This window comes from Streptomyces cinnamoneus (assembly GCF_002939475.1).
GTDB lineage: Bacteria > Actinomycetota > Actinomycetes > Streptomycetales > Streptomycetaceae > Streptomyces > Streptomyces cinnamoneus_A.
This window is the reverse complement of record NZ_PKFQ01000001.1, coordinates 1120823-1132830: the sequence shown is the minus strand read 5'-3', so window position 1 is coordinate 1132830 and position 12008 is coordinate 1120823. Positions and strand designations below refer to the sequence as shown.

Below are 12008 nucleotides of genomic sequence, written 5' to 3'. Positions count from 1 at the left end.
GTGGTCGCGGGCAGGCGGATGCCGCCGGGTGACGGAAGCGGGGCCGTGCGGAGGAGCGGTCAGAGCGTGGGCGGCACGGTCGTGACCGGTGCCTCGATGAGGACGGGCCCGTCGGAGCCGGCGGTGGCGGCACGGACCAGCTCGGCGAGGTGCGCCGGGCCCGTGGCGCGGTGTGCCGGCACGCCGTAGCCCTGGGCCAGCGCGCACAGGTCGAGGCCGGGCAGGTCCAGGCCCGGCACGCCGGGGGTGTTCTCGAAGCGGCCGAACCACTTGAGGATCGCGTACTCCCGGTTGGCGGGGACGACGAACGTCACCGGTACGTGGTAGGCGGCCGCCGTCCACAGGGCGCTGATCGCGTACTGCGCGGAGCCGTCGCCCACGACCGCCACGACCGGCCGTTCCGGCCGCCCGAGCCGGGCCCCCACGGCCGCCGCGAGCCCGAAGCCCAGGCCGCCGCCGGTGGTCATCAGGAAGGAGCCGGGCCGGTCGACGCGCACGTGGTCGCGGAAGACCTGGAGGTTGGAGGGCGACTCGTTCACCCACACCGTGTCCGCCGGTGCCGCGCTCGCGACGGCGGCCAGGGCCGTGGCCGCCGACATCGGCTCGCTCCCGTCCTCAGCGGGCGCCGGCGCGGGCTCTGGCCGCCGCCCGTCGGGTGTCCACGCCGTCTTCTCCACCAGCTCGGTGAGCAGTTCGAGGGTGGGCCGCAGCCCCGCGACCAGCGCGTCGCCGACGGGGGCACGCGCCGCCTCGCCGGGATCGCTGGTGAGCAGCACCAGCTCGGCGCCCTCGGGCAGCAACGGGCCCGGCACGTAGGGGTAGTAGCGGAAGACGGGCGCACCGACGACCAGCACGAGGTCGTGGCCCGCCAGAGCCTGGGACAGCGGCCCGATCGCCGGGGGCAGCACACCCCGGTAGAGGGGGTGGTTCTCGGGGAAGCCGACCCGGCCCTCCACCGGGGACGCCCAGACGGGCAGCCCCCGTCGCTCGGCCAGCGCCACGGCCGCGTCCCACGCGCCCTCCGCGTCCACCGAACCACCCGTCACCAGCACGGGGGAGGCGGCCCGCGCGAGCCGCCGGGCCAGTTCCTCGACGGCCCTCCCGTCCGCCGCCGTGACGTCGCCGACCCGGCGCCGCGCCGCCTGCCGCGCGGCCAGGGCGGCGGCCCCGTCCATCTCCGCGTCGAAGTCGTCCATGGGAAGCGAGAGGAACACCGGGCCGCGGGGGCGCTCTCGGCGATGTGGAAGGCCCGGGCGAGCGCGGCGGGCACGTCCTGCGGGCGGGGCGGTTCGTAGGCCCACTTCACGGCGGGACGGGGCAGGACGGTGGCGTCGACGTTCGTCAGCAGCGCCTCCATGGTCATCATGGCGCGCACCTGCTGGCCCGCCGTCACCACCATCGGGGTGTGGTTGGCGGCGGCGGTCACGATGGCGCCCATGGCGTTGCCCACGCCGGGGGCGGTGTGCAGGTTGACCAGTGCCGTGGTGCCGGTGGCCTGGGCGTACCCGTCGGCCATCCCGACGACGACGGCCTCCTGGAGGCCCAGCACGTAGCGGAAGTCCTCGGGGAAGTCCTGGAGGAAGGGGAGTTCGGTGGATCCGGGGTTGCCGAACACCGTCGTCGCTCCACGGGACCGCAACAGCTCACGCGTGGCTGCGCGTACGGTCGTCATGCCTGGCACCTCTCGGGTCGTGTGGGCCGATCGGGGGAGGGGAGCATTGCCACTTCCCGTCCGGCGAAGCACGAGCCCTGGAAGATCACCTGAGTATTCATCCGGGCGGGTGAATACCCGCTGGCCCGCGCCGCGTTGCGGAGCGACGGGTTCTACCGTCGCCCGCATGCCTGACATGGATAAGATCATCCGACGTATTCGCCGGGAGATGGACTCGGAGCTGCGCAAACGGGCGCGACGGGCGCTCGTCGGTCAGGACGGCTGGGCCGTCTCGGGAGAGGCCGCCGCGACCGACGGGGAGGGGCACCCCGCCGTGGACGGCCGGCTCACCACGGCGGGCAGCGGTGCCGCTTCCCCGGCCGGCGCCGCCCACCGGCCGCCGGGCGCGGACCGCGCCCCGGCCTCCGCGGCCGGCCAAGGCGGGGTGGCCCAGGGCGAGTAGCCGTACGCGGCACGCCCCGCCGCGCGGGCGGCGGGGCGTGCCGGACGGGGTTCCGGGGGGCGGGGACGCCCTCAGCGGACGGGTGGGCGGGTCACCGTCGTGCTCGGCGTCCGAAGCCCAGCCCTGCCAGGGCGAGGGCGACCACGCACGAGACGATGCCGACGACCACGTTGCTGACGTTGGCGGCGGTGATGAAGGCGTGGCCCGAGACGATCCACGGAGCCATGATCGTCCACGCGGCGAGGCACAGCGCCGCCCAGCTCATGGCGTGGGTGCGCTCATATGCCGAGCCGAAGCCGCCGACCAGGCAAGCGAAGGCGATACCGGTGATCAGGTTGTTGGCGGTCAGGGTGGAGAACCCGTTGAAGCCCACAATCCATGGTGAGGCGGCCAAGTACACGCCGCAAAGGACTGCGAGTGCCTCAAGGCCCTGGGCGGCGGGAGTCGCCGTCGTCTCCTCGGAGTGCGCACGAAGCGCCAAGATGTCCGGGTGCTGGTCGATCCGGGGCGACGTAGGGGCGGTCACGTCAGCCACCTTCTTTCCGTGTCAGTTCGGACCTGCTTGCATTTTAACTCAATTGGGTGTGGATTCACCCGAATGCCGATGGAAAGTGACGCCTGGTTCGGAGATGCGGCATATTGCGCGAGCGAGCCGGGAAGGCTTTCCCCTCAGGAACATCAGCGCGAGGGGGAGGAGGAACGCCATGGACGAATCAGAGGATCCGCGAGGGGCGCAGGAGTCCCTCCAGGGGTCGGCCGACACGTCGGACGGCTCGCCGAACACCGCCCGCCACCCGGCCGGCGGAGACCACCTGGGCGGGTGCGCCGCCGTCGACGAGGACGACCCCGAGTCGCACATCATCCGGGGCGTCGACTGACAACGGCGCCGACGGAGGGCGTGGGCTGACGCTCACGGGACGTTCCCCGGCCGGAAAGATCCACGTGGCCCGGGCCACGCGCGGACGGCCGACAACAGCCCTATGCGTGTCGTCATCGTCACCGAATCGTTTCCACCCGACGTCAACGGCGTCGCCCACTGCGCCTGGCAGACCGCCCGGCACCTCGTGCTGCGCGGCCACGAGCCGCTGGTCGTCGCACCGGCCGGCCCCCGCGGAGACGAGCCGGACACCGGTGCCCGGCAGCCCGGGGCGGACGGGCCGTGCCCCGTCGTGCGCGTGCCGTCGGTGCCGCTGCCCGGCCGCCCGCAGGTCCGTGTCGCCCTGCCCGGCCGGCGTCTGACCGACGCGCTCACCGCCCACCGGGCGCAGGTCGTCCACCTGGCGAGCCCCTTCGTGCTCGGGGCCCGCGCCATGACGGCCGCCACGCGGCTCGGTCTGCCCGCCGTCGCCGTCTACCCGACCGACCTCGGCGGCCATGCCCGTGCGTACCTGGGCGTGGGCGAAGGGCTCGCCCGGCGCCGGTTGCGGGCCGTCCACCGCGCCGCCGACCGTACGCTCGCCCCCTCCGCCGCGGCCGCCCGCGACCTGGCCGGGCACGGGGTGCCCCGGGTGTGGCTCTGGCCGCGCGGCGTCGACTCCGAGCGCTTCCACCCCGCCCGCCGGGACCCCGAGCTGCGCCGCGCCCTCGCGCCCGGCGGCGAGCTGATCGTCGGATATGTGGGCCGCCTCGCCCCCGAGAAGCACGTCGAGCTGCTGGCGCGGGTCTGCGCGCTGCCGGGTGTCCGCCTCCTCGTCGTGGGCGGGGGCCCGCGGGCGGCCCGGCTGCGCGCCGCGCTGCCCGGCGCCCGCTTCCTGGGCACCCGCACCGGCGACGAACTCGCCCGGATCTTCGCCTCGCTCGACGTCTTCGTCCACCCCGGCACCCAGGAGGCCTTCTGCCACACCGTGCAGGAGGCGCACGCCAGCGGGGTCCCGGTGATCGCACCCGCCGCGGGCGGCGCCCTCGACCTCGTCCGGCACGCCCGCACGGGCCTGCTCGTGCGCCCGCACGACGCCGAGGCCCTGCGGGAGGCGGTGCAGACGCTGGAGTCGGCCCCCAGGCTGCGCGCCGCCTACGGCAGCGCCGGACGGGCCTCGGTCCTCGGCCGCACCTGGGCGGTCGTCGGCGACCAGCTGCTCGGCCACTACGACGAGGTGCTGGACGAACGCGCCGCCCGGGGCTGCCCGGCCCGCCGGGCGACCGAGGGCGAGCGGCTGTGAGGAGGCGGCGCGGAAGGCCGGGCGCCGGCCGTGCCCCTCATCCCCGTACCGGCACGAACCGCACCGCCACTCCGGGCACCGCCTGGGCCGCCCCGGCCAGCGCCGGCGCGGGCACCACGCCCACGACGGGATAGCCGCCGGTCGTGGGGTGGTCGGCCAGGAAGACCACCGGCCGGCCGTCCGGGGGCACCTGCACGGCTCCCAGGACCACGCCCTCGCTCGGCAGTTCGCCCTCCCGGGCCCGTCGCAGGGCCGGGCCCTCGGTGCGCAGGCCGACGCGGTTGCTCGCCGGCGACACCCGGAAGCCGCCGCCCGCCAGCGTCCGCAGCGCGTCGCCCGTGAACCAGTCGTCGCGCGGACCCGGGACGAGCGGGAGGACGAGTTCGGCCGTGGGCGGCGCGGCACAGGGCACGGCGTCGGCCGCGCCCGGCGGGCCGCACACGGGCCCCAGCGGCAGTGAGGCACCGTCCACGAGCGGCTCGGGCCCGAGCCCCGACAGCAGGTCGCGGGAGCGGCTGCCCAGGACGGGCGGCACGGCGACGCCGCCCGCGAAGGCGAGGTAGCTGCGCAGCCCCGCGCTCGCCGGCCCCACCTCGACGACCGCCCCCGCCGGTGCCCGCACCGGCGCGCCCCACGCCCCCGGGCGCCCGTCGACGCGCACCGGACAGGGGGCGCCCGTCACGGCGAACGTGACGGCCGCACCGGTGCGCAGGGCGCAGCCGTTGACGGTGGTCTCCAGCGTGGCGCAGCGCGCGGCGTTGCCGACGAGGCGGTTGGCGAGCCGGTGCGCCGGTTCGTCGAGGGCCCCCGAGCGCGGGACGCCCAGATGCGCGTACCCGGGCCGGCCGAGGTCCTGCACGGTGGTCAGCGCCCCGGCCCGGACGACGGTGAGGGCGTTCACGGGCACGCCTCGAAGCGCACCCGGGTACCGGGCGAGAGCAGCGCGGCCGGCTCCCGGTCCGGGTCCCACAGCACCGTGTCCGTACGGCCGATGAGCTGCCAGCCGCCCGGCGAGGCGCTCGGGTAGACGCCTGTGTACGGGCCCGCGAGGGCCAGCGAACCGGCGGGCACGGCGGTGCGCGGGGTGGCCCGGCGCGGCACGTGCAGCCGCTCGGGCAGGCCGGTGAGATAGCCGAATCCCGGCGAGAAGCCGCAGAAGGCCACCCGGAACTCGCAGCCGGAGTGGATCCGCGCGACCGCGTCCTCGGCCACGCCCCACAGGGCCGCGACCTCCGCGAGGTCGGGGCCGTCGTAGTGGACGGGCAGGACGACCGGCGCGGAGCCCTCGGTGGTCAGGGGCGGCACCGCGCGGCGTGTGAGGTCGGCGGCGAGGGCGCGCGGGTCGGCCACCCCGTCCAGCAGGACGGTGCGGGCGGCGGGCACGATCTCGCGCACCGGCGGCAGGTCGCCCGCCGTCCGCCGGCGCAGCAGCTCGGCGTGCAGGGCCTGGGCCTCCTCCGGGCCGCCGACCTCCAGCAGCAGCGCGTCCCGCCCCACTGGCAGGGCGCGCGGTCTCCCGGGGCCGGGCGTCGTCATGTGAACGCCTCGACGCGCACCCCGGCGGCCACCAGGCCCTCCCGCACCCGCCGGGCGAGCTGGGCTGCCCCGGGCGTGTCGCCGTGCACGCACAGCGAACGCGCACGGACGGCGACCTCCTCGCCGGTGAGCGCGGTGACCCTCGCGGCCCGGGCGATGCGGACCGAGCGGGCGACGACGGCGTCGGGCCCGGGGATGACGGCCCCCGGCTGCCGGCGCGGTACCAGAGTGCCGAGCGCGGTGTAGGCGCGGTCCGCGAACGCCTCGGCGACCACGGGCAGTCCGGCGCTCGCGGCCGCCTCGTGCAGGCGCGAACCGGGCAGCCCCAGCACGGGCAGGCCGCCGCCCGCACGCAGCACGCCCGCCACCACGGCGGCCGCCTGCTCGGCGTCGCCGACCGCGCGGTTGTAGAGGGCGCCGTGCGGCTTCACGTACGTCACGTCCGAGCCGGCCGCCCGGGCGAACACGCGCAACGCGCCGATCTGGTAGGTGATCTCGTCGGCCAGCTCCTCCGGGGGCACGTCCATGGCACGCCGCCCGAAGCCCGCGAGGTCCCGGTAGGAGACCTGGGCGCCGATGCGCACGCCCCGCTCGGCGGCGCGCTCGCACACCCGGCGCATCGTCGAGGGGTCGCCGGCGTGGAAGCCGCAGGCGACGTTCGCGCTGGTGACGACCGACAGCAGGGCGTCGTCGTCCGTCAGCTGCCAGCGGCCGAAGCCCTCGCCGAGGTCGGCGTTGAGGTCGAGGACGGGCCCGGGCGGGGCGTTTGTGGCGGCCGGGGTCATCGCTCCTCCTCCCGCATGGTGTCCAGGATGAGCCGGCGGGCGTCGTCCAGATAGGCGGTCAGCTCCGCCTCGGCCCGTGCGTGCTCACCCTTCGCGAGCAGTCCGGCCAGGGCGCGGTTGCGGCCGACGAACGGCTCGTGGAAGTGCCGGGGCGAGGGCATCTCGTGGAAGGCCAGGCGCAGTTCGGCCATGAGCCGTTCCATCGCGGCGTCGATGCGGGCGCTGCCGGCCAGGGCGGCGAGCGCGCGGTGGAAGCGCAGGTCGGCCGTGCCCACCCGCTGCCAGTCGTCGGCGCCCGCGGCCTGTTCGGCCTCCTCCACCGCCGCCGTGACGGCGTCCCGCAGGGGGGCCGGGGCGGTGGCGGCGGCCCGGACGCCGGCGGTCTCCAGGGCCGCGCGGACGCGGTAGATGTCCGTGACGTCGGCGGGCTCCAGGACCCTGACGAACACCCCGCGGTTCAGCAGGTGCACCACGAGACCCTCGTGGACCAGCAGCCGGAAGGCCTCGCGCAGCGTGTTGCGGGACACCCCGAGCTCCCGGCCCAGGGCCTCCTCCGACAGCTGGGTGCCGGGCGGCAGGTCCCCGCCCTCGATGCGGTCGCGCAGCGCCGCGGCGACGCGTTGCGCGGTGGAACGGGCCATGGCCTCTCCCACGGGCTCGACGGGGTGGCTGCACCGGCCGGCACCGAATAGGACCGGACGTCTCAGCCTTCGACGGGTTCAGCATTGCCTATTGAGGATTGTTGAACAATATCTTAGCGTCCTGCGCAGTCGCCTCACCTCGTCGAGTGAGGTCCGAGAATGCGGAAGGCGTGACGCATGCTCGTACTCCTGGGCGTCCTCGTGGTGGTGGCCGGCTTCGCCACGAGACGCAACCCCCTTCTGGTCGTCGGCGCGGCCGGCATCGTCACCGGCCTGCTGGGCGGCCTGTCGCCGCGGGAGGTCCTGGCGGCCTTCGGCACGGGTTTCGCCGGCAGCCGCGCGGTGACCGTCTTCGCCATCACCCTCCCCGTCATCGGCCTCCTGGAGCGCCACGGGCTCCAGGAACAGGCCCGGAACCTGATCACCCGCTTCAGCGGCCTCACCACCGGCCGCTTCCTCGCCCTCTACCTCCTGCTGCGCCAGATCACGGCCGCCCTCGGCCTGGGCGGCGTGTTCGGCCACGCCCAGACCGTACGGCCGCTCGCGGCGCCCATGGCCGAGGGCGCGGCCCGGGGCCGCCACGCGCTGACCGACAAGGCCCGCGAGAAGGTGCGCTCCTACGCCGCCAGCGCCGACAACGTCGGCTTCTTCTTCGGGGAGGACGTCTTCCTCGCCGTCGGCTCGATCCTGCTGATCACCGGCTTCGTCAACACGACGTACCACACGCACCTGGAACCGCTCGACCTCGCGCTGTGGGCGATCCCGACGGCCCTGTGCGCCCTGGCCGTTCACGGCTGGCGGCTGCTGCGCCTGGACCGCACGCTGGAGCGCGCGCTCCCCGGCGCACCGCGATCCGCACCCGCTGACGAGGTGGCCAAATGATCAGAGCGGAGTGGTTCTTCTGGCTCGTCGGCGGCGTCTTCCTGGTGATGGCCGCCCAGATGCTCGCCGACCGCACGAACCCCAAGCGCCTGGGCACGGCGGCCTTCTGGGCGCTGCTGGGCCTCGGCTTCTGCTACAGCACCGGGGTGGCCGACAAGAGCGCGCCGGCCGAACCCCTGGGCGCCGCCGTCCTGGTCATGATCTGCCTCGCCGGCTTCGGCTTCACCGGGCGCGGCGCGGCCCGGACCACCACGGCGGAGGAACGCGCCGCCAGCGCCGCGCGGTACGGCAACAAGCTCTTCGTGCCCGCCCTGACCATCCCCGCCGTCGCGCTCGTCTGCGCGGTCGTCGTCAAGAAGGTCTCCGCCGGCGGCCAGCCGCTCCTGCAGAAGGGCAGCGAGACCGTCCTGGGGCTCGGCATCGGTGCGCTGATCGCGCTCGTCGTCGGCATGGTGATGCTGCGGGAACGGCGCCTGTCGATCCCCGTGCACGCCGGGAGGTCGACACTGGAGTCCGTGGGCCCGGTCATGCTGCTGCCCCAGCTGCTCGCCACCCTCGGGGCGATCTTCGCCCTGGCCGGAGTCGGCGACCAGGTCCGCCGCGGCACCACCGTGCTGCTGCCGGAGGGCTCGGTCCTCCTCGCGGTCGTCGTCTACTGCGTCGGCATGTTCCTCTTCACCGCCGTCATGGGCAACGCCTTCGCCGCCTTCCCCGTGATGACGGCCGCCGTCGGCTGGCCGGTCCTCGTGGAGCAGGCCCACGGCGACGCCCCCGCCGTCCTCGCCGTCGGCATGCTCGCCGGCTTCTGCGGCACCCTCGTGACCCCCATGGCCGCCAACTACAACATCGTCCCCGCCGCCCTGCTGGAGCTGACGGACCAGTACGGGCCCATCAAGGCCCAACTCCCGACGGCGTTCGTCCTACTCGGTTGCAATATAGCCATCATGTCCGTTTTCGCCTTCTGAGGCTCGGGTGCCCGCACGCCCACCCGGGGTGACGTCCTAGACTGGTGCGCCCCGGACGGGGCGAGCCCGTGCCGTTTCGTCCGTTGTCACTGCGACCGCCTAGTCTGTGCGACGTGACTTCTCCAGCCCCGGCGGCCGTTCCGCCCCAGCTCAACGGGCCCGCGCTCCCCGGAGCTCCCGGCTCCGCCCGAGCTGGGGGAACCCCCGTCGCCCCGGGCCCGGCCGCCGACGAGGGCCTGGCCCGCCGCCTGCGCGCGCTCGCCTGCACCGCGCCGCTGCACGACCTGGACGTGCGCAAGGCCAACCTCGCGGGGGAGTTCGGCGTCTACGCCATGGCCGAGGTCGCGCTGGCCGCCATCGACCTCGTCACGCTCAACATGGACTTCGACACCGGCGCCGACCACGAGCAGATAGTGGCCAGGCTCCTGCCGCGCGTCGCCGCCCAGGCCCCCGGACGCCCCCAGGCCGAGCACGAGCGCGTCGCCCGGTGGGTCCTGGAGAACCTCATCAACGTCGGCAGCGTCGACCGGGGCTTCCGCGCCGTCTACGGCACCTTCGGCGCCGACGGCGCCTACGTCCGCCGCGACTACGACTTCAAGCTCGTCGAGGAGGTCCCCGGCCCTGGCGGCACGGTCTTCCTGCGCACCACCGACGAGGCCGTCAACGTCCTGGTCGGCGCCCTCGACACGGACGTCACCAGCGCCCAGATCGCCGCCGAGGTCAAGCTCGAGGTCCTCATCAGGCGCGGCCGTCTCGCCGACGCCCAGCTCGCCGCCGAGCAGGCCCGCTACCGCACCGTGCAGTACGCGGAGACCCTGCGCAAGACCCTCGACGCCACCCGGCGCAACGTCCGCGCCGTCGACTGGCTGCGCACCGTCCCCGACATGATCGCCGAGGCGCTCGACCACGTCGCCGACCGCTACCGCCACGAGAACGCGATCCTCACCAACATCCGCAAGGCGCGCGACGAGGCGGAGGACCCGGAGAACAAGCGCCGCGCCGCCGAGCTGGTCGACATCGTCAAGGACTGCATCCGCCGCCACACCCAGCTGCAGTCCCGGCTCCTGGAGGCCGGGCCGCTGTTCCGCGCCGAGCAGGACCGCCAGGCCTTCTCGGCCCCGGCCGCCCGCTCCGGCCTCGACCTCTACGGCCAGCTGCTGGCCCCCGTGCTGCCGCTCCCCGTCGAGCAGGCCGGCCGGGTCACGGACGCCTTCTTCGCCCGCGGCACGGGGCTGCGCACCCCGGCCTCGGTGCGCGTCGGCGACCTCGTCGAGATGCTCCTGACGCCGCCGGCCGAGCGGGAGCACCTCGGCGCGGAGATGCCCGAGCCGGACCTGGTCGAGACGCCCGACGACAGCCGCTTCAGCGAGGAGCAGCTCGCGAGCGCCATGGAGCTGCTGACCCTGCCCCCGGACGCCCCCCGCCGGCTGTCCGGCCTGCTGGCCGAGGCCCGCCTCCGCGACCCCGAACTTCCCTACCTGGTCGCCCTGCTGGCCGTCCACGCCGCGAGCCCCTCGGTCGGCACCGCCTACCGTCAGGGCGAGCGGTCCCTGCTCTTCGCCGTCGACGACGGCACCCGGCTCGACGACGTCGAGTTCGGTGGCGCGGACCTGATCGTGGGCACCGCCCTCCTGGACGCGGCCGGTATGGCGGCGGACCGCGCGGAGGCGTCGTGAGCGCCGTCGCCCGCGGCCGGTCCCGCGCCGCCGGGCTCCCCGGTGGGGGCGGCCCGCCGTCGCGGTGGGCCGGGGGCCCCGGCCCCGCCCTCCCGCCGTCTCCCGGGGCTGACGCCCCGGACCCACGGCGCTCCCGGGCGGGGGCGAAGCCCCTCGCCCCACCCCACCGGGGACGCCGGGGCCCGGTCCCCGGTTCCGGGAAGGGGCCCGATGGGGGGCCCACCCCCGCCGCCACGGCGCTCTGCCCCCGGCCGCGTGCCCGGCGGTGCCGAACCGACCACACCCCATGGACTTCCAGCAGGAGCACCAACCGTGACTGAGTACGACGCCGAGGCCCCGGCCGACGAGCCCGGCACCGGCGAGACCGGCGAGATCCGCGCGGCGAGCGGCACCGTGACCCCCGCCGACGCCGCGGACGCCGCCCGGCTCATCGCCTTCGGGCTCCAGCCCAAGCTCCAGCCCGCCCGCGACGCCGAGTACGCCGAGCTGCTGCAGCGCCACCGCGACGACCCCGCCTTCGCGCGCCTGGCCGACGCCGTGGCCGCCGGCCTCGGCCTCGTCGTGCTGGAGGTGTCCACCCGCGCCGGCATGGCCGTCACCGCCGCCGAGGACTCCGTCTTCGCCGTCCGCATGGGCGACTACGCCCGCCGCGCCACCGTCGACTCCGGCGACCGCTTCCTCCACGGCCTCGCCCACCTCGCGGTGGCCGCCATGGCCTTCCCCCGCCCCGAGGACCTCGCCGACGACGGCTACATCGGCCGCGTCTCCGTCAACGGCGTCGACACGTTCGTCCGCCAGGCGTGCCGCCGCCTGGAGGAGAGGGCCGCGGAGCAGGGCGAGAACACCGACCCCGCCACCGGCGCCCCGGGCCTGGAGGCCGCCTGGCGCGTCTACGCCCGCCGCAGCGCGACCGGCGCCACCAAGGACGCCCGCCGCCTCGCCGGCTCCACCACCGGCATCATCGCCAAGGCCGTCGCCTTCCTGGTCGACTCCGGCTTCCTCCAGCGCACCGGCGACGACTCCGGCGGCACGTTCCGCACCACGGCCCGCTACCAGCTCCAGGTCCGTGACATGGGGGGCGGCGCCGCCATGACCGAGCTGCTGGAGCTGGGCGTGGTGCCGGTCGGCGACGGCAGCGCCACCCTCCTGCCGCCGGACGACGCCGACGTCCTCGACCTCGTCGCCGACGCCGGCCTGCCGTTCTTCGACAACCAGCACAGCCCCTCCGCCTGACCACCGTCCCCGCGCTA

General features: G+C 75.5%; 14 protein-coding genes. 7 read left to right on the top strand and 7 right to left on the bottom strand.

The features are described 5' to 3' along the window. Positions 1-59: 59 nt before the first annotated feature. Together CYQ11_RS04415 and CYQ11_RS30175 are read right to left on the bottom strand one after the other, a co-directional pair. Complete coding sequence (locus tag CYQ11_RS04415) at positions 60-1046, bottom strand: thiamine pyrophosphate-dependent enzyme (RefSeq protein WP_240003145.1); 987 nt, start codon at positions 1044-1046, stop codon at positions 60-62. Further along, a complete protein-coding gene (locus CYQ11_RS30175) occupies positions 1043-1672 on the bottom strand; it encodes a thiamine pyrophosphate-binding protein (RefSeq protein WP_240003128.1) in 630 nt (209 codons plus the stop codon). Before CYQ11_RS30175 ends, CYQ11_RS04415 begins: the two co-directional genes overlap by 4 nt. A 166-nt stretch (positions 1673-1838) precedes the next feature. Between CYQ11_RS30175 and CYQ11_RS29385 the strand changes: the two genes are divergently transcribed. After that, positions 1839-2114: a hypothetical protein gene (locus tag CYQ11_RS29385; RefSeq protein WP_181143577.1), complete on the top strand. Its 276-nt coding sequence runs from the start codon at positions 1839-1841 to the stop codon at positions 2112-2114. A gap of 91 nt (positions 2115-2205) precedes the next feature. Here CYQ11_RS29385 and CYQ11_RS04405 read toward each other — a convergent pair whose 3' ends face one another. Continuing rightward, positions 2206-2640 (bottom strand): SPW repeat protein, encoded by a 435-nt coding sequence (locus CYQ11_RS04405; RefSeq protein ID WP_099197726.1) that lies wholly within the window; start codon positions 2638-2640, stop codon positions 2206-2208. Between the two features lie 178 nt (positions 2641-2818). On the opposite strand from CYQ11_RS04405, the gene CYQ11_RS29380 reads away from it, so the two are divergent. Both CYQ11_RS29380 and CYQ11_RS04400 read left to right on the top strand, forming a co-directional pair. Then, positions 2819-2992: a hypothetical protein gene (locus CYQ11_RS29380; RefSeq protein ID WP_181143576.1), complete on the top strand. Its 174-nt coding sequence runs from the start codon at positions 2819-2821 to the stop codon at positions 2990-2992. 102 nt (positions 2993-3094) lie between these two features. Then, the gene (locus CYQ11_RS04400) at positions 3095-4273 is read left to right on the top strand and encodes a glycosyltransferase family 4 protein (protein ID WP_099197551.1); all 1179 of its coding nucleotides are present in this window, start codon (positions 3095-3097) and stop codon (positions 4271-4273) included. A gap of 37 nt (positions 4274-4310) precedes the next feature. Here CYQ11_RS04400 and CYQ11_RS04395 read toward each other — a convergent pair whose 3' ends face one another. From CYQ11_RS04395 to CYQ11_RS04380, 4 genes are read right to left on the bottom strand one after another with little or no spacing between them, the layout of a single operon-like run. Then, positions 4311-5180, bottom strand: coding sequence for a 5-oxoprolinase subunit C family protein (locus CYQ11_RS04395; RefSeq protein WP_099197550.1), 870 nt, complete (start codon positions 5178-5180; stop codon positions 4311-4313). Further along, positions 5171-5809, bottom strand: a complete 639-nt coding sequence (locus CYQ11_RS04390; protein ID WP_099197549.1) for a 5-oxoprolinase subunit B family protein — start codon at positions 5807-5809, stop codon at positions 5171-5173. Before CYQ11_RS04390 ends, CYQ11_RS04395 begins: the two co-directional genes overlap by 10 nt. Beyond that, complete coding sequence (locus CYQ11_RS04385; protein ID WP_099197548.1) at positions 5806-6594, bottom strand: LamB/YcsF family protein; 789 nt, start codon at positions 6592-6594, stop codon at positions 5806-5808. Before CYQ11_RS04385 ends, CYQ11_RS04390 begins: the two co-directional genes overlap by 4 nt. Next, positions 6591-7235 carry a GntR family transcriptional regulator gene (locus CYQ11_RS04380; RefSeq protein ID WP_099197547.1) on the bottom strand — a complete coding sequence of 215 codons (645 nt, stop codon included), beginning with the start codon at positions 7233-7235 and terminating at the stop codon, positions 6591-6593. The genes CYQ11_RS04385 and CYQ11_RS04380 overlap by 4 nt, the downstream gene beginning before the upstream one ends. Positions 7236-7412: 177 nt before the next feature. Between CYQ11_RS04380 and CYQ11_RS04375 the strand changes: the two genes are divergently transcribed. The 4 genes from CYQ11_RS04375 (at position 7413) to CYQ11_RS04360 (ending at position 11991) form a co-directional block, all read left to right on the top strand. Next, a complete protein-coding gene (locus CYQ11_RS04375; protein ID WP_099197546.1) occupies positions 7413-8117 on the top strand; it encodes a DUF969 domain-containing protein in 705 nt (234 codons plus the stop codon). Then, the gene (locus CYQ11_RS04370; RefSeq protein WP_099197545.1) at positions 8114-9082 is read left to right on the top strand and encodes a DUF979 domain-containing protein; all 969 of its coding nucleotides are present in this window, start codon (positions 8114-8116) and stop codon (positions 9080-9082) included. The genes CYQ11_RS04375 and CYQ11_RS04370 overlap by 4 nt, the downstream gene beginning before the upstream one ends. Before the next feature lie 113 nt (positions 9083-9195). Beyond that, positions 9196-10758: a hypothetical protein gene (locus tag CYQ11_RS04365; RefSeq protein ID WP_099197544.1), complete on the top strand. Its 1563-nt coding sequence runs from the start codon at positions 9196-9198 to the stop codon at positions 10756-10758. A 312-nt stretch (positions 10759-11070) separates the two neighbouring features. Then, positions 11071-11991 (top strand): hypothetical protein, encoded by a 921-nt coding sequence (locus CYQ11_RS04360; protein ID WP_240003127.1) that lies wholly within the window; start codon positions 11071-11073, stop codon positions 11989-11991. Positions 11992-12008 lie beyond the last annotated feature (17 nt).